A 21,122-nucleotide genomic window follows, 5' to 3' on the forward strand; every position below is an offset into this window, starting at 1 on the left:
TATGCTTGATTTGCGATTAGAAAATCATAAAAATAGCTTACATCGCAAAAAGCTCGGTTTTTATTGGCCTTGACAAGAGTAAGAAAAGAATGCACAATTTAAATGGTCTATCCTATTTAAATCTATCCTAAATTTAATATCAGGTTAAAAAGGAATGTGATACCTCAAAATGCCGGAATTATTTGGTCCGATCAAAAGAATGAGAGTTGCGGAAGAGCTGGCGGCGCAAATCAAGCAAAGCATATACAATGGAACGCTTAAACCAGGGGATAAACTGCCAAGTGAAAGGGCCCTGGCCAAACGGTGCTCAACCAGCAGGGTCTCTGTGCGCGAAGCTTTTCGAATACTCGAAAAAGAAGGATTATTACTGATAAAACGAGGGGTTGAGGGCGGAGCTTTTATTATCGAGGTCAACAACAAAACGGTAGAAGACTCTTTGGGCGTCTTTTACCGGTACGGAGACGTTTCCTTTCATCACATTTCGGAAACCCGCTTGATTATCGAACCGGAAATTGCCAGGCTGGCCGCCGCAAACAGAACGGCCGAAGACCTGGAAAAAATAGAAGATGTGATTGAGCACGGCCAGCGGTTAATAGACCAGGGCGTATACGACGTGGACGCTCAGCTCAGGTTTCACTACATACTCGCCCAGACTTCCAGGAACCCGGTCTTGATAGCAATTTTAAATTCCGTGATATCCTACCTGGAAAAAAACGTGCCGCTATTGAATCCCAACCCGAACATTCAGAAGCACGTCAAAGACCAACAGGCCCATCAAAAAATATTTAACGCCATTGAATGCGGGGATGAGGAAGCGGCATTCCGTCAAATGAAAGAACACATCCTAACATTCGGGCTGATTTCTGCTGTTAACCAGGAGGTCCGGAACGGGAAACGAAAAGGCCGGTAACCCCCGGCCCGCAGACCCTCCAGCCTCAAGCGGTCACCGGTCCGGAAATTTTCCGGTGAGCAGGAAGGAGGAAAGTGAATTGGGATTTTTCTTTTATAATATGGGAGTTTTGGACGGCATCCCCAGCAAAATGCGCATTGAAACGGACAACATCACGGTCCGGCAGTTCATCCGGCACCTTTCCGCAACAGGCAAACCAAATGCGGCTGATATCATCCTCGACAATGCAAGCCGTGTAAAACCCGGATTTCTACTCATCCTTAATGGGACAAATATATTTGATCGCCAGGGCTTGGACACTATCATACCTAGCGAAGGGCAGCTACTATTGACAGTCGAGTTGTATGGAGGCTAAGAAACAAAACAAATAAGCGCCCATGCCGGGCGCCGGTTGAACAGCACGGGGCGTTCATTCCCCGTGCATCAGTTTATAAAAAGCATCCCAGGGCATCGGTTTATTGAACAGATACCCCTGCCCGTATCCGCAGCCCAGGCCTTTTATTATTTCCAGCTGCCGCTCGGTTTCAATGCCCTCGGCCACTACCTGGATGTCCAAGTCCTGGGCTATAGCCAGTACGGCCTTGACGATCTTTTTCTCTTTTTCGTTTTCTATCCGCTGGATGAATGACTTGTCGATCTTCAGCTTGTCAATGCTGAAACTCACCAGCCTTTTAAGAGAAGAAAAACCCGTCCCGAAATCGTCCAGTGCTAAAGGAATGCCGATTTTTTTCAGCTGTTCAATGTTCTCGTTCACAATAGCCAAATCGCCGGCCAAAGCGCTTTCTGTGATTTCAAATTCCAGTTCCCCTTCCTTCAGGCCATAATGGTCGATATGCCATTTTACCCTGGCCGCGAAGTTGCTGGCCTCCAGTTGTTTGGACGAAACATTCACCGCAATAGGCAGGCTGGAGTCCCCCGCTTTTTTGCACCTGATTATGGCTTCACACGCTTTGCGGAGAACGGCCTCTCCCAAAGCATGGATCAGCCCCATCTCTTCCGCCGCAGGGATAAACCTGTCCGGCGGCACGCTCCCCAGCAGCCTGCCATTCCACCTCAGCAGGGCCTCTGCAGCAACGATCCTCATGCTTCCCAGATCGATGACCGGCTGAAAAAACAGTTGAAACTCGTCTTTTTCCAGTGCATTCCTCATCTCGGCCTCGAGCAGGAAACGCTCTCGGATTTCCTTGCCCAACCCCGTAGAAAACAAAACCACCCGGCCATTATCGGCCGGGGACTTCTTGGCCTTGTACATAGCCATGTCGGCATTTTTAAGCAGGGTGGCGGCATCCTGCCCATGAGCAGGATACCGCGCAATGCCGATGCTGGCTGAAAGGTAAAATTCGTAGCCGTCAACCATTATTGGAGAATGCAGGACGCCCAGCATTTTACGGCCCATGTTCAGCAGTTCGTCCGCCCCATCAGGCCCCTGAACAACCGCCGCGAACTCGTCTCCCCCGTACCTGGCAAACAACGAACCCCTTGGCGCCGATCTCTTCAGCAGCCTGGACGCCTTCGCGAGCACCATGTCGCCAACGTGGTGGCCGATGGTATCATTGATTTCTTTAACGTTATCAAGATCAATAAACATTACAGCAAATGTCTTCTGTTCTTCCTCGGCCTGTATGATTAAACCTTCAAGCCGTTCAACGAAATGCCGCTTGTTGCACAACCCCGTGAGGTAATCCTGGATTGACTGCCTTTTCAGTTTCCTGAACAGTTTTTTGCGTTCTTTTTTCAGCCGTTCCACGTGTTCAATATTTATTACTGTGGCGCAGACCGTAGCCCCGTATGCATACAGCTCAACCTCGGAAAGAAACTCTTTCCCGCTTTTTTGTTTATGCAGCCAGCGAAACCGGTGGCAGCCAACTTTGCAAGCCGTCTCAATCATCCTGCGGCCCTTGGTTATTGACTCCTCGCCGTCCGGCTGGAACTCTGGCGAAAGTTCATAAGGCGGCCTTCCCAGTAATTCCTCCTTTGTCTTATAGCCGAACACCTTAACCGCCTTTCGGTTGCATAGCACGATCTTTTCTTGGTCCATGACAAAAAACGGCAGCGGGAACGTTTCTATCAACTGACCCATTGTGAGATCCGCCAATCTTTCAGGCATTTGCTATCCCTTCTTTCTCGCCTTCGCCCCATTCGCTTTTCCGCGGATTCGATGAAAAACCGGTTTGACTGAAATTTCTAATAACACATCAGTATTATATCACGTTACATACAGTTTTTATATGTTTTCATCGTTGCAGCCGCCAACAGCGGGCAGGGGACAAGTCCCCTGCCCGCATTATGGCCATGGTCAAATCACATATCAAGAAATTTTCCGGCCCGCAGGCGGAAAACAGGTTCCGGCACACTGCCGCGCTTCAGGAGTTGAAGCAGTTTCTCCTCTGGATAATCCATGGTTTTGAACAGGTACAGGTCCGCTTGGCAGCCGGCTTTGACGGCGCCCCGGTCCTTTTCTCCCAGCACCTCCGCCCTGAACGAGGTGAGACCGGCCAGCAGTTCTTTGACTCCGGTTTCTCCCGCCGGTTCCCTTTGCGGGACCAGGATCACCTTGGACCCGGCCGGGTACTCGCCACTCAGGCGCAAAAACATCTCGCCGGGGGATACGCCGAGCGCGCTGGCCGCTTCCGCCAGGCTGAGGCCGCGGTAAGGCCCCTCAAGCAAGTAAATCTCGCCTGCCTCGTAGCGGGGATAGCTGGTCTTCAGCAGGTGCTCCACGAACCCGTCCTCCTTGTTAAACTGCAACGGCCAGGGAATGGCCGTGAGGCCGCCGGCGTCAAAAACAGGCGAGTTCTTCTGGTTGATATAACCCACCCCGCAGATATAGCCGTCCCGGATGGCGATGTCTCCCCGGAACGGCCCGTTTTCGCCGGTCCCGTCCAGGATCCGGGCATGCTTGATCACCAGGTCGTAAGGCTCCGTGGCCCGGAAAAGGTAGGTGTACCCCTTGATTTTCAAACCGGCAAACACACCCAGGGAAAGGGCATAACTCATCAGCCCCGCCAGCGCTACAACCAGTAATCCAAAAAACCCGCTTTTCAACCGGGCCACACCCCTTGCTCCTTTCCCTGATAATCATAACCTTTCTTTGAGGAGTTTGTTCACCAGACCCGGGTTGGCCTGGCCCTTCGTTTCTTTCATGACCTGTCCCACCAGGAAACCCATGGCTTTCTCCTTGCCGCTCTTGTAATCCGCCACCGGCCCGGGGTTGCCGGCAATTACTTTATCGACAATCGCCGCCAGCGCCCCCTCGTCGGAAATCTGGGCCAAGCCCTGCTCGCTGATAATGGTTTCGGGGCTTTTTCCCGTCGCAAACATCTCTTCAAACACGGCCTTGGCCATTTTCCCGCTGATGGCCCCACTGGCCTGCAGCTTCAGCAAGGCTGCCAGATCGGCCGGCGCGATTTTGTTTTCCCGCATTTCCATCCCGCTGGCGTTCAACAGCCTCAGCAGCTCGCCCATGAGCCAGTTCGAAACCGTCTTCGGCTCGTTGAACTCCGCCGCCACCGCGTCAAAGTAGTCAGCCAGGTCCCTGCTGCCCGTGATGATCGACGCGTCGTATTCCGGAAGGCCCATTTCCCTGACCAGCCGCTCTTTGCGGGCATCGGGCAGCTCGGGAAGGGAGGCCTTAAGCTTGGCGACCCAGCCGGGATCAATGACGATGGGGACGAGGTCCGGATCGGGGAAATAGCGGTAGTCGTGGGCTTCCTCCTTGCTCCGCAGGGAGACGGTAACGCCTCTTTCCTCATCCCAGGACCGCGTTTCCTGGATGACGCGCCCGCCTTCCTCCAGTATTTCCCTTTGCCGTTTCGCCTCGTATTCTACCGCCCGCTGCAGCGAGCGGAAAGAGTTCATGTTCTTCACTTCCGTCTTGGTCCCCAACCCTTCAGTGCCCAGCGGACGGAGCGAGACGTTGGCGTCGCAGCGCAGCGAGCCCTGCTCCATTTTTACGTCGGACACGTCCAGGTACTCCAGGATTGACCTGAGCTTCTCCATGTAAGCCCTGGCCTCTTCCGCCGAGCGCAGGTCCGGTTCGGAGACTATCTCGATCAGCGGCACCCCCGTCCGGTTTAGGTCGACCAGGGAATAGCCGGAAGTGACAATGGAAGAACTGCCGTGCAGGAGTTTCCCGGCGTCTTCCTCCATGTGCACCCTGGTTATCCCGATCCTTTTGGTCCCGCCGCCGGAATTTATCTCCAGGAAACCGTTCCGGCAGATGGGCAGGTCATACTGGGAGATCTGGTAGTTCTTGGGTAAATCCGGGTAGTAGTAGTTTTTACGGTCGAATTTGCTAAAAGACGCGATCTCGCAGTTTAAGGCCAGCCCCGCCTTCACGGCAAATTCCAGCACCTTTTCGTTGAATACCGGCAACACGCCCGGCAGCCCCAGGCAAACGGGACAGACGTGGGTGTTGGCCTCGCCCCCGAAGGCGGTGGGGCAGGAGCAGAATATCTTGGTGATCGTCTTCAGTTCCACGTGAATCTCCAGGCCGATCACGGTTTCATACTGCCGGTTCATTCTTCCACCGTCCTTTCCAGCACAGGCCTCGGCCTGGTCAGGTCCGTCCCCTGCTCCAGGGCGTAGCCGGCGCGCATGAGGGTCCCTTCGTCGAACGCCTTCCCGATGAGCTGCACGCCTACCGGCCTGCCCCCGACAAGGCCAAAAGGAATGGAGAGGGCAGGAATCCCCGCCAGGTTTACCGGGATCGTGCAGACGTCAGACAGGTACATGGTGAGCGGGTCCGCGGTCTTCTCCCCCGCCTCGAAGGCCGGTGTGGGAGAGGTGGGAGTGAGCAGGCAGTCGTACTTCTCAAAAGCGAGGTCGAAATCCCGTTTCACCAGTGTCCGGACCTTCATGGCCTTGAGATAATACGCGTCATAGTAGCCCGAACTCAGGGCGTAAGTGCCCAGCATGATGCGGCGCTTCACCTCTTCGCCGAACCCTTGGCTGCGCGTCTTGCTGTACATGGAAACGATGTCGCCAGCCTCGACCCTCAACCCGTACTGGACGCCGTCATACCGGGCCAGGTTCGAGCTGGCCTCGGCCGGAGCAATGATATAATACGTGGGCAGGGCGTATCTGGTATGGGGCAGCGAAACCTCTTCGCAAACGGCGCCCAGTTTTTCCAGCGTTTCGGCGGCCCGTTTCACCCAGCCGCGCACTTCATCATCCAGACCTTCGCCCAGGTATTCCCTGGGCAGGCCGATCTTCAGTCCCCGGACGTCGTCAACCAAAAACCGCGTGTAATCCGGCACCTCGAGGGGGGCTGAGGTGGAATCCCGTTTGTCATGGCCCGCGATGACGTTCATGACCAGGGCGCAGTCCCTCATGTCCCTGGTCAGGGGTCCAATCTGGTCCAGGGAAGAGGCGTAGGCCACCAGGCCGTAGCGGGAAACCCTGCCGTAGGTGGGTTTTAACCCGATGACGCCGCAAAAGGCGGCCGGCAGCCGGATTGACCCCCCCGTGTCGGACCCCAGGGCAAAAACCGCTTCTCCCGCAGCCACCGCGGCGGCAGAGCCGCCGCTTGAACCCCCCGGCACGGCCCGGAGGTCATGCGGGTTCCTGGTGGCGAAAAAGCCGGAGTTTTCCGTGGACGATCCCATGGCGAACTCGTCCAGGTTGCATTTGCCCAGCAGCACGGCGCCTGCGGCCAGGAGTCTTTCCGTCACCGCCGCGTCGTAAGGCGGTATGAAATTGTATAGAATCCGGGAAGCGCACGTCGTCTTGATCCCCTTGGTGCACATGTTGTCTTTCATAGCCATGGGTATGCCGGCCAGTGGCGGCAGTTTCTCGCCGCGCGCCCTCTTTTCGTCGGTTTCGGCAGCCTGCTTCAGGGCCAGGTCCCCGGTAACGGTCAGAAAGGCCCTGACCTGGTCGTCAACCTCCTCGATCCGCCGCAGATAAGCCTTGGTCAGTTCAACGCTGCTTATTTCCCGTTTGTTCAACAGCTCGCCCAGTTCGTGAGCGGTCAGGCTTGTCAAGGACAAAGCGCCATCTCTCCTCTCTCATCAAAAGCTTCATCTATACCAGCCGCGGAACCTTGAAGCAGCCGTCTTCCTCTTCCGGGGCATTAGCCAGGGCCAGTTCCTTTGCCAGGCACTCCTCCAGCCTGTCTTCCCGGAAAACGTTTTTGAGAGGCAGCACGTGGGCCGTCGGTTCCACCCCGCCGGTATCGACCTGGTTCAAGACTTCCATGTATTCGAGGATCGCGCTTAAAGTTTCGGCATACTTTTGTTTTTCCTCGGCCGAGAGCTCCAGGCGGCTCAGCATGGCCACGTGTTCCACTTCCCGCACGCTTATTCTCATCAGATTCACCACCCTCGTTTCGCCGGTTAATTTCAAATGCCGCGTTCAAATATAGTCTTCCCTTACCGGGGAAAATGTTTCCACTGTGAGAGAATCTTCTGCAACTTCCACGCTGTGTTCTTCATTTCCCGGGATCACCCAGCTGTCGCCGGGTTTCAGGTCATGCCTCTCCCCGTTGACCGTCAATACGATGCGGCCGGCAACGAGATACCCGGTTTGCTCCTGGGGATGTTTGTGCGCCGGCAGTGCAGCGCCCTTTGACAGTCTGAACTCGCTTAACAGGGTGTTGTCCCCGTACACCAGCGTTTTCCGTTCGACGCCTGGCAGCATTTGCCTGTAGCCGGCTTCCCCCGCCCTGTTCACCTTGCCTCTGGACATGGTTCTTTCCTCCTCCCGTGAGTCTCGCTTGAACAGCTCTTAAATAATTAATCATGTTCCTGGCTTCGGTACTGCTCCAGCAACCCCTCCAATTCATCCTCGCCGATGATCTTTGGCTGCGCGCCGCCCGCGGCAAGCAGGGCGCGGGCCTTGTCCAGCTTGGAACCGGGATTCTCTCCCGCAATGACATAATTGGTCTTTTTGCTGACGCTCCCGGAGACATTGGCTCCCAGGCCGCTTAGAAGCTTTTCGATTTCGGAACGGGTATAGCGCCGGAGGGTGCCGGTCACCACCACTGTTTTATCCCGGAAAGGATTTTCCGCCGCGGCCCGTTTCGTTTCTTTCGGCTTCACCCCGGCCGCCAGCAGTTTTTCGATGCTCCTTCGTATTTTTTCATCCCGGAAAAAGCCGCTGATGCTGTCCGCCACGACCTCGCCCACGTCCGGGACAGCCAGCAGTTCTTCGCGGGTGGCCCGCATCAAGGCCTCCAGCGATAAAAAGGCGCGCGCCAGGTCGGTAGCGGTCTTTTTACCGACATGAGGTATGCCCAGGGCGTAAATGAAGGCGTCAAGTTCCGGCTCCCTGCTGTTTTTTATTGCCGAAATCAGGTTGGCGGCCTTCTTTTCCTTGAACTTCTCAAGAGGCAGGAGGTCCTCTTCCGACAGGCCGTAAAGGTCGGAAATCTCGCGGATGTTCAGTTTTTCAAAAAGCTGCAGGGCCGTCTTTTCATTGAACCCTTCGATGTTCATGGCTTCCCGGCTCGCAAAATGGACAATGCTTTTTACCAGCTGCGGTTTGCAGGAGAGCGAGTTTTCGCAATAAAGGTGCGCGCCGTCCTGGACCAGGCGCGAGCCGCACGCCGGGCAGCGGCCGGGAGGTTCAATTTCCTTTGTCCCGGCCGGCGTTCCTTCCGCCGCGCCCGTGATTTCCGGGATGACATCATTGGCCCGGCGCACAAAAACGCCGGCGCCGATCCGCACGCCCTTTCGCTGGATGTCGTCCATGTTGTTGAGGGTTGCCCGCCTGATGGTGACCCCGCCAATCTCCACCGGCTTCAGCAAGGCGGTGGGCGTTACCTTGCCGGTCCGGCCCACGTTCCACTCCACGTCCAGCAAGGTCGTCGCGGCGTCCCTGGCTTCAAACTTGTAGGCCGTGGCCCAGCGCGGGAATTTGATCGTGTACCCCACAACCTCGCGGATCCGCAAGTCATTGACGGCCACTACCAGGCCGTCAATCTCGAAGTCGTAAGAATCCCGCTCGGCGGCGGCAGCGGCTGTCGCTGCGATCACTTCGTCTATGCTCGCGCACTTCCTACGGTACGGGTGGACCGGCAACCCCTGTTCCTCAAGGAAAGAGAGGACCTCATCGTACGAGTTGAAAGGCGGTCCGTCCCAGTAGCCAATATCGTAGACATAGGCGATAAGCTTCCGGCGGGCGGTTTCCCTTACGTCCAGGTTGCGCAGGGCGCCGGCCGCGCCGTTGCGCAAATTTTTAAGCGGGACTTCGGCCCGGGCATTGTACTCGGCGAAGGCCTGCTTGGTCATGAGCGCCTCCCCCCTCACTTCCATCGAGTAAGGGCTCTTGATGCGCGGCGGGACCGTCCTGATGGTCCGCACCTGGGGAAGGATCTCCTCGCCCACCTCTCCCGTTCCCCGGGTAGCCGCGTGACGCAGCGTTCCTCCTTCATAGGTGAGATTGATGGTCAGCCCGTCGAATTTCAGGGTGACAATATAGGAAAGCGGCGGCAGCTTTTCACCGCTCTGGTCTTCGTATTCTTTGATCATCCTGAGCAGGCGCTTTTCCCACTCCCGGAGCTCTTTATCGCTCTGGACCTTGTCCAGGCTCCACAGCTTCGCTTTATGGACGTGCTTTTTGAACCCGTCCAGCACGGCGTCCCCGACGCGCTGGGTGGGCGAACCGGGCAGGACGACCCCCGTCTCCGTTTCCAGCGCCCTTAAACGGTCATATAGCGCGTCGTATTCGGCATCGCTGACCGTCGGCGCATCCAGCGTATAATACTCGTAAGCATAACGGTTAAGTTTTTCCACAAGCTCTTTCATTATTTCCAGTTTTTCCTGCTGGGACACATTGATCCCCCTTCCTCACTTCACCTTCCGCAGCGGGGCGTAACGGGTCAGCACCGTCTTGATCCCCTGCCCCGGAAAGGCGATCTGCAGTTCGGTATCCTCGCCCTGGCCGCGTGTGCCCACGATCACGCCCGGCCCCCACTTCTTATGTTCCACCTTGTCGCCGAGAAGAAAACCGAAATCGCCAGTACCGTGAAACGCTGCGGGAGGCGCCGCCGGCGTGGTCTTAAAAAAGCCTGTCTCTTTTTTATATTCTTCCCACAAACCCGGGGGTATTTCCTCCAGGAAGCGGGAGGGCACATTATAGCTCTTTCGCCCGAAAAGGTTGCGCTGCCGGGCATGTATAAGATACACCCTTTCTTTGGCCCTGGTCAAGGCCACATAGCAGAGCCTGCGCTCTTCTTCCAGCTGGTCGTCGAGCAGGCTGCGGGCATGCGGGAAGATGCCCTCTTCCAGGCCGGCCAGGAATACATTGGTAAACTCCAGACCCTTGGCCGTGTGCATGGTCATGACGACAACCGCATTCGCCTCTTCCTCGTAAGCATCCAGGTCAGTGACCAGCGCCACCTGGCTCAAAAAATCGCTCAACGATGGCTCGCCGGTCCGCTCGTCGTATTCCTGGGCAACTGTCAAGAACTCCTTCAGGTTCTCCACCCTGCTTAACGATTCAATGGTGTTTTCTTTAAGAAGCTCTTCCAGGTATCCGGTCTCGGCCAGGATCCTTTCAGTAAGGACTGTTACCGGGACCTCGCCCGCCCACGCTCGAAACCTTTCCAACAGCCGGGTAAACCCCGTGACATCCCTGGCGGCCTTTGGGTTCAAGCCCGCGCCGTCAGGCTGCTTCAACGCCTCGTATAAGCTGAGATTGGCGGACGCGGCAAACTCTTCGATTTTCTGGATGGTGGCCTCGCCGATGCCCCGGCGCGGCACGTTGACTATGCGCAGCAGGCTCACCCTGTCGCCGGGATTGACCAGCACCTTCAGGTAAGCCAGGATGTCTTTAATCTCCATGCGCTCGTAAAATTTTTGACCGCCGACGATCCGGTAGGGTATGCCTTTTTTCATAAACCATTCTTCCAGTACCCTTGACTGGGCGTTGGTCCTGATCAGCACGGCCGAGTCCTGGTATCGCCCGTTTTTTTCCACCAGTTCGATTATCCTTTCGCCTATAAAGCGGGCCTCGTCATGCTCATCCTCGGCACGGTACAGCAGAAGCGGCTCGCCTTCCGCGTTTTTTGTCCAGAGTGTTTTTCTCTTGCGCGCCCTGTTGTGGTCGATCACCCCGTTGGCGGCCGCCAGTATGCGGCCGGTTGACCGGTAGTTTCGCTCAAGCTTGATGACCCTGGCCTGGGGGTAGTCGCGTTCGAACTCCAGGATATTCCGCACGTCGGCCTGCCGGAACCCGTAGATGGACTGGTCGTCGTCGCCGACCGCAAACAGGCTGCGGTTCCTTTGCGCCAGCAAGTTGACAAGCATGTACTGGGCATGATTGGTATCCTGGTACTCGTCCACCAGGATATGCGAGAAACGCTCCTGGTACCGCTCCAGTACATCCGGGTGCTCCTTGAAAAGCCGCACGGTAAGCATGATGAGGTCGTCAAAATCCAGGGCGTTGTTTTTCTCCAGTTCTTGCTGGTACAGTTCATAGACTTTGACTCCCCGCTCCCGCCAGTAGTCAAGCGGCTGGCGCCGCGCCTCGGCCGGGCTTGTGAGTTCGCACTTGAACCGCCCGATCAGCGCGCAGAGGGCCCGGGGCGCAAACTGCTTTTCGTCCAGGTTTAAATCGCCCGCCGTTTTCCTGACCACCTGAAGCTGGTCCTGGTCGTCATAGATCGTAAAATCAGGCGTGTAGCCGAGCAGCGTTATCTCCTTGCGCAGGATGCGCACGCAGGCTTTGTGGAAAGTCATCACCCACATCTCGCGGGCGGCGCCGCCCAGGAGGTTTTCCAGGCGAGTTTGCATTTCCCCGGCCGCCTTATTGGTAAAGGTGATGGCCAGGATGGAACGCGGAGGCACCCCCTCGCCGTTGATGAGCCTGATTAAGCCGTGCGGCAGCCGCCCCGCCGTTTCTCCCTGGTTTTGGGCCAGCCAGTCCTTCATGACCCCGATGTCTTCCCAGGACAGCGAAACCGGAGGCTGCGGCTTGGGGTTGTATTCGGAACCGAAAAGATACAAGTGCAGCACCCTGTAAACCATGGCCGTGGTCTTTCCCGAGCCGGCCCCCGCCAGGCAAAGCACCGGCCCTTTGCCGCTCTCCACCGCCCTGAACTGTTCCGGGTTCAGGTGGGCAAAAAGCCGTTGACGGATAGTGTTCCTCAACTGCCAGTATTCTTCAACCAGCTTCATTTCACCTGCCACGATTTGTCCTCCTCACTGGAGCAAGTTTTGCCGAGCATATCCCGTTGCCTCACCATTAACATTTTATCACTGCCCGGGAAATTACTCATCAAAACTTTTTTGCATAAAAAAAATAAAGCTGGACATACTTAGAATGAACAACTCCTCTTATCTCCTCCACTCTATAGGTTCAGGGACCAGTCCCTGGACCTCTTTTTTTAATCGCCGTATTCAGCCTTCTTTTTGCCGTGCCGTTTGGCCAGCTCTTCCCAGACCGTTTTCAGTTCGATGTCCTTTTCCCTCAACATCACCAGCAGGTGGTAAAGCAGGTCGGCCGTCTCGTAGACGACGGCGCTTTTTTGGCCGCCCTTGGCGGCAATGACCACTTCGGTGGCTTCCTCCCCGATCTTTTTTAAGATCTGGTCCGTCCCCTGTTCAAAAAGCCAGGTGGTGTAGGAACCGGCCGGCCTTTTCTCTCTGCGCTCCCTGATCAGTTCCTCCAGCCAGGACAAAACCGCCCAGGCGGGAGCAACCTCTTCCCCGCTTTCCGCCAATGAGCGGTTGAAACAGGAAAAAGTGCCCGTGTGGCAGGCCATTCCTTCCTGGTGAACCTGGACCAGCAGGGTATCGGCATCGCAATCGTAATAGACGGCTGTCGCTTTTTGGACGTGGCCGGAAGTCTCCCCCTTGGCCCACAATGACTGGCGGCTCCTGCTGAAGAACCAGGTCCGGCCCTCGCGCAGGGTCCTTTCCAGCGCTTCCCGGTTCATGTAGGCCACCATCAACACCGTTCCGCTTTTTACGTCCTGGATGACGGCGGGTATCAGGCCCTTTTCGTCGAATTTCAGTTCGTCCATCACCGCCGCATTGATCGTTTTCATCTTCATAGCCGGACGGCTACCCCCTTTTCTTGCAGGTACATCTTCACTTCTTCAATGGAAACTTCGCCGAAATGAAAAATGGAAGCGGCCAAAAGGCCGTCCGCTTCTCCCAGCACCGCGCCCTCGTAAATGTGCTCCTTGCTGCCTACGCCCCCCGAGGCGATCACCGGGACGGCGACCGCCCTGCTCACCGCCCTGGTAAGCTCAAGGTCGTAGCCCTCTTTTGTGCCGTCGCGGTCCATGCTGGTCAGGAGTATCTCTCCCGCCCCCAGCTCCTCGGCCCGCCTGACCCAGTCAACGACGTCAAGGCCGGTGGACCTGCGCCCGCCGTGGGTGTACACTTGCCATCTCCCCTTGCCGGCGCGGCGCGCATCTACGGCCACCACGATGCACTGGCTGCCGAAGTGTTCGGCCCCTTCCTTGATCACCGCCGGGTTCTGGACAGCCGCGGTATTGACAGACACCTTGTCGGCGCCGGCTTTCAGAATGCGGCGCATGTCCTCGATGGTCCTGATGCCCCCGCCCACGGTGAAAGGAATGAAGACCTGCTCCGCCACCCTGGCCACCACATCGCTCATTATTTCCCTGTGCTCGGCGGACGCCGTGATGTCCAAAAAAACCAGCTCGTCGGCGCCGGCCTTATCGTAATAGGCCGCCAGCTCCACCGGGTCACCCGCGTCTTTTAGGTTCAAGAACCTTGTCCCTTTGACCACCCGGCCCTTTTCCACGTCCAGGCACGGGATAATCCGTTTGGCCAGCATATGTACTAATCCTCCATGATTTCAAGGGCTGTTTGCAGGCTGATCGCTCCCGAATAGAGGGCTTTCCCCATAATCACGCCTTCCACGCCGTACTTTTTCAATTCTTTCAGGGCATAGAGGTCCTCCAGCGAAGAAACGCCGCCGGAAGCGATCACTTTCAACCCGCTGGCCAGGGCCAGGCTTTTGGTTGCCTCCAGGTTGGGACCCCGTAAAGTACCGTCACGCCTGGTATCGGTAAACACGACTCTTTGGACGCCGAGCCCGGCGATCTGCCGCGCCAGTTCTTCCACCGTCATTTCCACCGTTGTCTCCCACCCTTCAATGGCCACCAGGCCGTCTCTCCCGTCGATGCCCACAACGACCCGCCCGCCGTAGTCCTGGCAGCAGCGGGAGACCATCTCCGGCCATAAAATGGCTGCCGTGCCCAGGATAACCCTGTCCACCCCCAGGTCAAGCACGGTTTTTACCGTCTCCGTGGTCCTGATGCCTCCCCCAAACTGCAACGGTATTTTTACAGCCTTCACCATCTCTTCAACAACGCCCAGGTTTCTGGGCGCGCCTGTAAACGCGCCGTCCAGGTCGACGACGTGCAGTCGCGGAGCACCCAGTTTCTCCCATCTTCTGGCCATTTCGACCGGTTCATCTGAATAAATCGTCTCCGTGCCCCTTTCGCCCTGAACCAGTCGAACACAGCGGCCGTCCCGCAGGTCGATCGCCGGAATCACTTCCATTTTCTGACCAACTCCCCGAAATTAGATAATATTTTTAGCCCGACACGGCTGCTCTTTTCCGGATGAAACTGCATTCCCCCGATGTTATTAAAGCACACCGCGGCTGGAAATTCCACCCCGTATTTTGTACGGGCGACCACGTGTGCGGGGTCGCAGCCGCTGGCGTAGTACGAGTGAACAAAGTAGACATAGCTGCCCGCTTTGATTCCCTCAAAAAGCGGATGCCTCCCGGCAAACTCCAGGGTGTTCCAACCCATGTGCGGTATTTTCAGTCCCTCCGGGAAACGCACGACTTTCCCCGGAAACAGGCCCAGACCTGCATGTTTCCCGTGCTCGTGCCCCTCTTCGAACAACAGCTGCATGCCCAGGCAGATGCCCAAAAGAGGCTTCCCGCCCGCTGCCGCTTCCTCAATGACCGGTATGAGCCGGTATCGTTTCAGGTTTTCCATCCCTTGGGCAAAGGCGCTCACCCCCGGGAGAACCACGGCCCGTGCCGCAAGTATCTCCTCCCGGTCGCGGGTCAGGACCGGCTCCAGCCCGGCGAACCTCAAACCGTGCACGACGCTGGCCAAATTGCCCGCATCGTAGTCAAGGACGGCGGTTTTCACTATATGACCCCCTTGGTGGAAGGGATGGCTTTTCCTTCAATCCTGGCCGCTTCTTTCAACACCCGGCCCATCCCTTTAAACACGGCTTCGGCGATGTGGTGCGAATTTGTCCCGGCCAGCAGCCGGATGTGGACGGTCATCTTGGCCGAGACGGCAAAGGCCTTCCAAAACACCTCCACCAGCTCGCTGTCAAATTCGCCGATCTTCCCGCAGGGGAAGCTGACGTCATAATAAAAGCCGGGCCTGCCGCTTATGTCCACGGCGCAGAGAACCAGGGTCTCGTCCATGGGCAGGGCAAGCGAAGCATAGCGCGCGATGCCCTCCTTTTCCCCGAGGGCCTCCAGAAAAACCTGGCCCAGGCACAGCCCGACATCTTCCACGGTGTGGTGGAAGTCAACTCCTTTATCGCCCCGGGCTTCCACCATGAGCCCGAAGCCGCCGTGCCGTGCAAAAAGGGCCAGCATGTGGTCGAAAAAACCGATGGAGCTTTGGCCCTGCAGCATCCCGTCCCCGTCCAGATTTATTTCGCATTTTATCTTGGTTTCGAGGGTCTCTCTTTCCGCAAACCCTTTGCGCGGGTTCATCTTTTTTCCTCCTCCTGCCTCAAATGTTTTCTTTAATCTTGCCTACCAGGTCGTTGATATCCGCCGCTTTCAGTCGGTAGCTGGCCCGGTTGACCACCAGCCGGGCCGAGGCCTGGCCGATCTCTTCCAGGGGAACGAGGTCATTTTCCTGGAGGGTTTTTCCGGTGGACACGATATCCACAATCAATTCGGAAAGCCCAACCCGGGGAGCCAGCTCCACGTTGCCGTGCAGTTTGATTATTTCTCCCTGGACGCCTTTTCTCTTGAGGTATTCCCCGGCCACGGCGGGAAACTTGGTGGCGACCCGCACGCCGGGCTTCCAGGGATAACACCCTTCCAGGGAAAGGCTCTGCCGGGGCGCAGCGGCCACAAAGCGGCAAAACCCGAATTTCAGGTCAACGAGTTCATACAAATTTTTGCCGGCTTCAATGATGCTGTCCTTGCCGACGATGCCCAGGTCGGAGGCCCCGTGTTCCACATAAGTGGGAATATCGGTCGGCCGGCAGATGATAAAACGCACCCGGTTTCCCTCGTCCTCAAAAACGAGCGTCCTGGCCTCATCGGACAAATGGCCGGTGTTCAGCCCGGCCTTGCCCAGGAGGTCGGCAGCCGGCCGGAACAGCTTGCCCTTGGGCAAGGCAATGGTCAGTCTATATTCCATCGTTCCTGCCTCCCGCCCACCTTATTAACTTCGCGCCTTTTTCGCGGGCCATCCTCTCGGCTTCGCCCCGCTTTAAGGCTCGCAGTTCCAGTATCACCGGGCAGCCCTGGCTTCGCAGCTCCCTGGCCTTTTCCAGCAGCCTGCGGCGGTCGCTCTCCTTTTCACTGCCGGCCGCCAGGAGAACCGGAGCCTCGTTTTCCTCTCCGCCCGGCAGGCTAAGGAGCAGGCGCTCAACCCCCAGGGCGAATCCCGTAGCCGGGCAGTCCCGCCCGAAACGGCGGAGGAGCCTGTTATACCGGCCGCCGCCGCCGATGGGATAACCGATTCCCGGCGTGTAAATCTCAAACACCATCCCGGTGTAATACGCCTGGCTGCGCAACGTGCTAAGGTCGACCTGGACGAAAGAAGAGCATCCGTATGCGTCTAAAAGCCCGGCGATGCTCCCGAGCTCCGCAAAAACAGGCTGGAGGCAGGCAGGCGCCCGTGCCAGCAGGCCGTCAAGATCAGCGGGGGCAAAGGAGCGGGTCAGCATGTCCACCAGGCTGTCGCTTTTTTCCCCGGGCAGGCCTGCCCTTTCTAAAAAATGGTGCAGGCCGGCAAAGTCCTTTTCCAGGATCAGGCCGCGCGCCTCGTCCAGGGTTCTTTCCTCCAGGGACAGGCCAGACAGCAGGCCGCTCAAGATGCCCATATGACCAAGACTGATCGTAAAATCGGTCAGACCGCTCGCTCTCAACGCTTCCACAGCCAGGGCCAAAACCTCGCTGTCGGCTTCGGGCCCGTCCTGCCCAATCAGTTCCGCCCCAGCCTGGGTAAACTGCCGCTGGCGGCCGGCCTGGACAGCCTCGTAGCGGAACACGTCGCAGCCGTACATGAGGCGCCATGGGGGGACACCCGTCATCTTGCCGCCGACCACGCGCGCAATAGAGGTGGTAACTTCCGGGCGCAGGGCAAGAATGCTGCCGTCGCGCTCGATCAGTTTGTAGAGCTGGTCCGGACCCGCGCCAGTCTCTCCCTTGGTCAGGACGTGATAATACTCCAGCAGGGGAGTGGAGATTTCTTCGTAACCCCACAGGGCCATTTTCTCAAGTATTGTATTCACCAGCCGCCGCTTTCGGCCCGCTTCCGGGGGCAGCAGGTCGCGCATGCCGGCCGGTACCATCAGGTTGTTTTCCGGATTTATCATGACGTACCCTTCTTTATTACGTTAAAATGTTAATAAGGTAATTAAGTTAATTGTATGAATAGGTTTAACAATTGTCAAGGACCAGGGCTGTACAAAATGAAATAAAATAAAAAACTACCGCCGGGCGGTAATTTTTATCGGGCAGCAGCGTCCCCGCTTGCCTGGGATGTTCTCTTTTCCTTCAGCCTGTTCAAAATGAGCCGGTAGCCGTCGGCCCCGAAATAGAGGCAGCGTTTGACCCTGCTGATCGTGGCCGTGCTCGCGCCGGTTTTCTCGGCGATTTCGGTGTATGTCCTTTCCCTGTCCAGCATCTTGGCCACTTCCAGGCGCTGGGCCATGGCCTTTATTTCTCCGACAGTGCAAATGTCTTCAAAAAAACGGTAACACTCCTCTTCGTTCTCCAGAAGCAGGACGGCCTCAAACAGTTTATCCGTCATTTCGTCCTTCAGCCGGCTGAAGTATGTCACGTCAGGACTCACCCCTATCCATAAATCCGGTTCGGTTTTTACAGGACCTGCGCGCTGCCCTTATAAATAAGACCGCGAGCGGGGTCTACGGTGATTAGCGGTGTCCCTTCCAGAAGGGAGGTCGCGTTCTCCACTCCCACAATAACCGGGATCCCCAGGTTCAAACCGACAATAGCGCCATGCGAGGTCAGCCCTCCTTCTTCGGTCACCAGGGCGGCCGCCTTCTCCAGGGCTGGCATAAAGCTTTTATCGGTGGAGCGGGTCACCAGGATATCGCCTTTCTTGATCTTCGCCGCGGCTTCGTCGGCGTTGACGGCCACCACCGGCCTGCCGACAACCGAACGCAACCCGATGCCCGTACCCTTGGCCAGGACTTCTCCCACGGTATGCACTTTGAGCAGGTTGGTCGACCCCGGTATACCCACCGGCACACCGGCGGTGATAACCACCAGGTCGCCGTTGCTGATGCGGCCAGCCTGGAGAGCAGTTTCCACGGCCGTCTCCAGCATTACATCAGTTGAAGAGCTTTCCGGGCACAGCAGCGGATACACGCCCCACACCAGCATAAGCCTGCGGAAAACATTCTGGTTCGGCGTCACGGCGATGATTGGAGCGGCGGGCCGGTACTTGGACACCATCCTGGCCGTGGACCCCGACTTCGTGGCCGTGATGATGGCCGCCGCGTTCAGGCTGTGCGCCGAAGCGCAGGTGGCGTAGCTGATGGCCTCCGTCGTGCTCTGAGCAAGGCCTGACGCTTTTTGGCGGCAGAGTTCCGCCCAGTTCAAAGACTCTTCGGTGCGCAGGGCAATCCTGGCCATGGTTTCCACGGCAAGCACCGGGTATTTCCCCGAGGCCGTTTCGCCGGACAGCATAATGGCGTCCGTCCCGTCGTAAATGGAATTGGCGATGTCGCTCGCCTCCGCCCTTGTCGGCCGCGGGTTCCTGATCATGGAATCAAGCATCTGGGTCGCCGTAATGACCGGCTTGCCCGCCGAATTGCACTTCTCGATCAGTATTTTCTGGACGATGGGCACCTCTTCGGCCGGGATCTCCACTCCCAGGTCGCCGCGGGCCACCATAATCCCGTCGGACACCCTGATGATCTCATCCAGGTTGTCAACCCCCTGCCTGTTCTCGATCTTGGATATTATCCAGATGTCGGAGTTTTTCTCCTCCAACACCCTGCGGATGGCCAGCACATCGTCGGCGCTGCGGATAAACGAAGCGGCGATAAAGTCCACTCCTTCCTCTATCCCCAGGTTAATATCCTCAATGTCCTTCGGGGTCAGGCCGGGAAGATTGACCTTCACGCCCGGCGCGTTCACTTTTTTCCGGTCGCTCAAGGGCCCCCCGTCCTCAACCAGGCAGTGTATCTCCGTCCCTTCCACCTTTTGGACCCGCAGGGAAATCAAGCCGTCGTCGAGCAGGAGCTGCGTTCCCGGTTCGACGTCCTGCGGCAAGCCTGCGTAATTGACCATAATCCTTTCCCTGGTGCCGAGGACCTCCCGGGTCGTAAGAACGACCCGCTCCCCTGCTTCAAGCTCTATTTTCCCGTTTTCCAGAAGTCCTATCCTTATTTCAGGCCCTTTCGTGTCAAGCATGATGGCCACGGGCAGTCCCGTCTCCCTGGAGGCTTCCCTTATGCTGGCTATCCGCTTTTTATGCTCCTCATGGGTCCCGTGCGAGAAATTCAACCTGGCGACATTCATTCCCGCCTTCAACAGTTCTTTTATGACGGCGATTTTCTCGCTGGCGGGGCCAATCGTGCAGACGATTTTAGTTTTACGAAAAACAGGCGCAGTCAAGCGCCTCACCTCCATTAATCAAACAGGCATTTTGCTGTTGATGATCTCGTGGGCTTCTTCAGCTTCGGATTTGGGGACCAGCACCTCCACCGTTCCCGAATCGCCGGGACAGTTGATGCCGGCGGGGCGAAGCATAACCAGGAGGCCTTCCCTGGTTAAAAGGGATTTAATCTGTTCGGCTGTTATCCGGTCGGAAGAGATATATACCACTTTCCACACATCAAAGCCCTCCCAACGATAAAAAATATATGAATTCATGTGCGCGCAGGAAGTCTTAATCGCCGGATTCAATTGTGCCGTACCTGGTTAAAATCCGGGCTCTGCCGCGTATTTTTATCGCCGAGGTGTGCTCGGTAAATTGCGCGACCATCACCTCGCCGCGGTCGAGTTTCTCGGAGTGATGAAACTTCGTGTCTTTCCCCCTGGTTAACCCGCTGATGGTTACCCCGTTGTCCAGGGCCTTGACGACAATGTAGTCATCATATGCCTCCCATGAGCCGACCCGGTCCATTTCAGACGACCTCCTCCCGTCATTAACCGTTTTGGTTGTATTTCTTCTGCAGGTTCTTCTCCACGACCTGCGGCACCAGTCCCTTGACGGACCCTCCCAGGATGGCGACCTGCTTGATCACGCTGGAACTGAGGAACGAGTACTCGCCAGAAGTCATCAAAAAGAGGGTCTCCAGGTTTTCATTGAGTCGTTTGTTCATCGCGGCGATCTGCATCTCGTACTCGAAATCGGTCACCGCCCGCAGTCCACGGATTAGGGCCTGTCCCTGTCTTGCCCTGGCAAAATCGGCCACCAGGCCGGAGAAGCTCTCAACTTTGACGTTTTTCAGGTGTCTCAAGCTCTCTTCCATCATCTGCAGCCGTTCGCTTACTGAAAATAAGGTATTTTTATAATTGTCTGCCGCAACCGCCACAATCACCTCATCAAACAGTTTGCAGGCCCGCTCGGCGATATGTATGTGCCCGTTCGTAACCGGGTCGAAGGTCCCGGGATAGATGGCTCTGCGCAACTTTTTCCCTCCATTTTCTCTCTATTCCCATTTTCTCACAACAAACGGGTAATTATTCCCCACGCCAGCCAGGGGAGCAAACAACCGTCGTAAATTGATAATTTCGTGAAGGCTTTATATTATCCTGCTTTGTTTTCTAAAAATATTGCCCTATTCTTTTCTTTCTTCCTCTTTCATCTCGTTTATCTCGTTCTTAAAAGTGTCTTCCGCTTTTTTCAGCGCGCTTTTGAATTCCCCGATGCTCTTGCCGATCGCTTTCCCCACTTCCGGCAGCTTGCCCGGGCCAAAAATGATCAGCGCAATAACCAGCACCAGGATCAGCTCAAACGGACCGATATTGCTGAACATCTCCAACCGCCCCCTTTTATATAAACAATTATATCACAACAGGGCGGCGCCAG

Annotated in this window: 23 protein-coding genes; 2 read left to right on the forward strand and 21 right to left on the reverse strand. The window is 56.7% G+C overall.

Annotation, left to right across the window (positions count from 1 at the left end; translation table 11 throughout):
• Nucleotides 1-169: 169 nt before the first annotated feature.
• Both NUV48_10430 and NUV48_10435 read left to right on the forward strand, forming a co-directional pair.
• Nucleotides 170-910 carry a FadR family transcriptional regulator gene (locus NUV48_10430; GenBank protein ID MCR4442555.1) on the forward strand — a complete coding sequence of 247 codons (741 nt, stop codon included), beginning with the start codon at nucleotides 170-172 and terminating at the stop codon, nucleotides 908-910.
• Between the two features lie 79 nt (nucleotides 911-989).
• Entirely contained in the window at nucleotides 990-1,265 is a 276-nt protein-coding gene (locus tag NUV48_10435; GenBank protein MCR4442556.1) for a hypothetical protein, read from the forward strand.
• Nucleotides 1,266-1,319: 54 nt separating this feature from the next.
• Here NUV48_10435 and NUV48_10440 read toward each other — a convergent pair whose 3' ends face one another.
• The 21 genes from NUV48_10440 to NUV48_10540 form a co-directional block, all read right to left on the reverse strand.
• Nucleotides 1,320-3,017, reverse strand: a complete 1,698-nt coding sequence (locus NUV48_10440; GenBank protein ID MCR4442557.1) for an EAL domain-containing protein — start codon at nucleotides 3,015-3,017, stop codon at nucleotides 1,320-1,322.
• 194 nt (nucleotides 3,018-3,211) lie between these two features.
• Nucleotides 3,212-3,964: a hypothetical protein gene (locus NUV48_10445; GenBank protein MCR4442558.1), complete on the reverse strand. Its 753-nt coding sequence runs from the start codon at nucleotides 3,962-3,964 to the stop codon at nucleotides 3,212-3,214.
• A gap of 24 nt (nucleotides 3,965-3,988) precedes the next feature.
• Nucleotides 3,989-5,431 carry an Asp-tRNA(Asn)/Glu-tRNA(Gln) amidotransferase subunit GatB gene (gene gatB, locus NUV48_10450; GenBank protein ID MCR4442559.1) on the reverse strand — a complete coding sequence of 481 codons (1,443 nt, stop codon included), beginning with the start codon at nucleotides 5,429-5,431 and terminating at the stop codon, nucleotides 3,989-3,991.
• Nucleotides 5,428-6,900 carry an Asp-tRNA(Asn)/Glu-tRNA(Gln) amidotransferase subunit GatA gene (gene gatA, locus NUV48_10455; protein ID MCR4442560.1) on the reverse strand — a complete coding sequence of 491 codons (1,473 nt, stop codon included), beginning with the start codon at nucleotides 6,898-6,900 and terminating at the stop codon, nucleotides 5,428-5,430. The genes gatB and gatA overlap by 4 nt, the downstream gene beginning before the upstream one ends.
• Nucleotides 6,901-6,934: 34 nt before the next feature.
• Nucleotides 6,935-7,219, reverse strand: coding sequence for an Asp-tRNA(Asn)/Glu-tRNA(Gln) amidotransferase subunit GatC (gatC, locus tag NUV48_10460; protein MCR4442561.1), 285 nt, complete (start codon nucleotides 7,217-7,219; stop codon nucleotides 6,935-6,937).
• A 45-nt stretch (nucleotides 7,220-7,264) separates the two neighbouring features.
• Nucleotides 7,265-7,597: a cupin domain-containing protein gene (locus NUV48_10465; GenBank protein ID MCR4442562.1), complete on the reverse strand. Its 333-nt coding sequence runs from the start codon at nucleotides 7,595-7,597 to the stop codon at nucleotides 7,265-7,267.
• Nucleotides 7,598-7,644: 47 nt separating this feature from the next.
• Nucleotides 7,645-9,657 (reverse strand): NAD-dependent DNA ligase LigA, encoded by a 2,013-nt coding sequence (gene ligA, locus NUV48_10470; protein MCR4442563.1) that lies wholly within the window; start codon nucleotides 9,655-9,657, stop codon nucleotides 7,645-7,647.
• Between the two features lie 42 nt (nucleotides 9,658-9,699).
• Entirely contained in the window at nucleotides 9,700-12,042 is a 2,343-nt protein-coding gene (locus tag NUV48_10475; protein MCR4442564.1) for a UvrD-helicase domain-containing protein, read from the reverse strand.
• Between the two features lie 197 nt (nucleotides 12,043-12,239).
• Nucleotides 12,240-12,902, reverse strand: a complete 663-nt coding sequence (gene hisIE, locus NUV48_10480) for a bifunctional phosphoribosyl-AMP cyclohydrolase/phosphoribosyl-ATP diphosphatase HisIE (protein ID MCR4442565.1) — start codon at nucleotides 12,900-12,902, stop codon at nucleotides 12,240-12,242.
• A gap of 2 nt (nucleotides 12,903-12,904) precedes the next feature.
• Complete coding sequence (gene hisF, locus NUV48_10485) at nucleotides 12,905-13,663, reverse strand: imidazole glycerol phosphate synthase subunit HisF (protein MCR4442566.1); 759 nt, start codon at nucleotides 13,661-13,663, stop codon at nucleotides 12,905-12,907.
• A gap of 5 nt (nucleotides 13,664-13,668) precedes the next feature.
• The gene (gene hisA / locus NUV48_10490) at nucleotides 13,669-14,394 is read right to left on the reverse strand and encodes a 1-(5-phosphoribosyl)-5-[(5-phosphoribosylamino)methylideneamino]imidazole-4-carboxamide isomerase (GenBank protein ID MCR4442567.1); all 726 of its coding nucleotides are present in this window, start codon (nucleotides 14,392-14,394) and stop codon (nucleotides 13,669-13,671) included.
• Nucleotides 14,385-15,002, reverse strand: coding sequence for an imidazole glycerol phosphate synthase subunit HisH (gene hisH / locus NUV48_10495; protein MCR4442568.1), 618 nt, complete (start codon nucleotides 15,000-15,002; stop codon nucleotides 14,385-14,387). The genes hisA and hisH overlap by 10 nt, the downstream gene beginning before the upstream one ends.
• Nucleotides 15,002-15,586, reverse strand: coding sequence for an imidazoleglycerol-phosphate dehydratase HisB (hisB, locus tag NUV48_10500; protein MCR4442569.1), 585 nt, complete (start codon nucleotides 15,584-15,586; stop codon nucleotides 15,002-15,004). The genes hisH and hisB overlap by 1 nt, the downstream gene beginning before the upstream one ends.
• A gap of 19 nt (nucleotides 15,587-15,605) precedes the next feature.
• A complete protein-coding gene (gene hisG / locus NUV48_10505; GenBank protein MCR4442570.1) occupies nucleotides 15,606-16,247 on the reverse strand; it encodes an ATP phosphoribosyltransferase in 642 nt (213 codons plus the stop codon).
• On the reverse strand, nucleotides 16,237-17,430 hold the full coding sequence (hisZ, locus tag NUV48_10510) for an ATP phosphoribosyltransferase regulatory subunit (GenBank protein ID MCR4442571.1): 1,194 nt from the start codon (nucleotides 17,428-17,430) through the stop codon (nucleotides 16,237-16,239). Before hisZ ends, hisG begins: the two co-directional genes overlap by 11 nt.
• Nucleotides 17,431-17,564: 134 nt before the next feature.
• Nucleotides 17,565-17,867: a YerC/YecD family TrpR-related protein gene (locus NUV48_10515; GenBank protein ID MCR4442572.1), complete on the reverse strand. Its 303-nt coding sequence runs from the start codon at nucleotides 17,865-17,867 to the stop codon at nucleotides 17,565-17,567.
• 68 nt (nucleotides 17,868-17,935) lie between these two features.
• Entirely contained in the window at nucleotides 17,936-19,702 is a 1,767-nt protein-coding gene (gene pyk, locus NUV48_10520; GenBank protein ID MCR4442573.1) for a pyruvate kinase, read from the reverse strand.
• A gap of 18 nt (nucleotides 19,703-19,720) precedes the next feature.
• Nucleotides 19,721-19,921 (reverse strand): DUF2007 domain-containing protein, encoded by a 201-nt coding sequence (locus NUV48_10525; GenBank protein MCR4442574.1) that lies wholly within the window; start codon nucleotides 19,919-19,921, stop codon nucleotides 19,721-19,723.
• A 55-nt stretch (nucleotides 19,922-19,976) separates the two neighbouring features.
• A complete protein-coding gene (mtrB, locus tag NUV48_10530) occupies nucleotides 19,977-20,213 on the reverse strand; it encodes a trp RNA-binding attenuation protein MtrB (protein ID MCR4442575.1) in 237 nt (78 codons plus the stop codon).
• A 22-nt stretch (nucleotides 20,214-20,235) separates the two neighbouring features.
• Nucleotides 20,236-20,721 carry a pantetheine-phosphate adenylyltransferase gene (gene coaD / locus NUV48_10535; GenBank protein MCR4442576.1) on the reverse strand — a complete coding sequence of 162 codons (486 nt, stop codon included), beginning with the start codon at nucleotides 20,719-20,721 and terminating at the stop codon, nucleotides 20,236-20,238.
• 150 nt (nucleotides 20,722-20,871) lie between these two features.
• Nucleotides 20,872-21,069 carry a twin-arginine translocase TatA/TatE family subunit gene (locus NUV48_10540; protein ID MCR4442577.1) on the reverse strand — a complete coding sequence of 66 codons (198 nt, stop codon included), beginning with the start codon at nucleotides 21,067-21,069 and terminating at the stop codon, nucleotides 20,872-20,874.
• Between the last annotated feature and the right edge of the window lie 53 nt (nucleotides 21,070-21,122).

It is taken from the genome of Peptococcaceae bacterium (assembly GCA_024655825.1).
In the GTDB taxonomy this organism is placed as follows: Bacteria; Bacillota; Peptococcia; order DRI-13; family PHAD01; genus JANLFJ01.

Bases quoted from the DNA above. Each gene is read 5' to 3' on its own strand.
- NUV48_10430 (MCR4442555.1), top strand. From the start codon at position 170: ATGCCGGAATTATTTGGTCCGATCAAAAGAATGAGAGTTGCGGAAGAG.
- NUV48_10440 (MCR4442557.1), bottom strand. From the start codon at position 3,017: ATGCCTGAAAGATTGGCGGATCTCACAATGGGTCAGTTGATAGAAACG.
- gatB (MCR4442559.1), bottom strand. From the start codon at position 5,431: ATGAACCGGCAGTATGAAACCGTGATCGGCCTGGAGATTCACGTGGAA.
- gatC (MCR4442561.1), bottom strand. From the start codon at position 7,219: ATGAGAATAAGCGTGCGGGAAGTGGAACACGTGGCCATGCTGAGCCGC.
- NUV48_10465 (MCR4442562.1), bottom strand. From the start codon at position 7,597: ATGTCCAGAGGCAAGGTGAACAGGGCGGGGGAAGCCGGCTACAGGCAA.
- ligA (MCR4442563.1), bottom strand. From the start codon at position 9,657: ATGAAAGAGCTTGTGGAAAAACTTAACCGTTATGCTTACGAGTATTAT.
- hisIE (MCR4442565.1), bottom strand. From the start codon at position 12,902: ATGAAAACGATCAATGCGGCGGTGATGGACGAACTGAAATTCGACGAA.
- hisF (MCR4442566.1), bottom strand. From the start codon at position 13,663: ATGCTGGCCAAACGGATTATCCCGTGCCTGGACGTGGAAAAGGGCCGG.
- hisA (MCR4442567.1), bottom strand. From the start codon at position 14,394: ATGGAAGTGATTCCGGCGATCGACCTGCGGGACGGCCGCTGTGTTCGA.
- hisB (MCR4442569.1), bottom strand. From the start codon at position 15,586: ATGAACCCGCGCAAAGGGTTTGCGGAAAGAGAGACCCTCGAAACCAAG.
- hisG (MCR4442570.1), bottom strand. From the start codon at position 16,247: ATGGAATATAGACTGACCATTGCCTTGCCCAAGGGCAAGCTGTTCCGG.
- hisZ (MCR4442571.1), bottom strand. From the start codon at position 17,430: ATGATAAATCCGGAAAACAACCTGATGGTACCGGCCGGCATGCGCGAC.
- NUV48_10515 (MCR4442572.1), bottom strand. From the start codon at position 17,867: ATGACGGATAAACTGTTTGAGGCCGTCCTGCTTCTGGAGAACGAAGAG.
- mtrB (MCR4442575.1), bottom strand. From the start codon at position 20,213: ATGGACCGGGTCGGCTCATGGGAGGCATATGATGACTACATTGTCGTC.
- NUV48_10540 (MCR4442577.1), bottom strand. From the start codon at position 21,069: ATGTTCAGCAATATCGGTCCGTTTGAGCTGATCCTGGTGCTGGTTATT.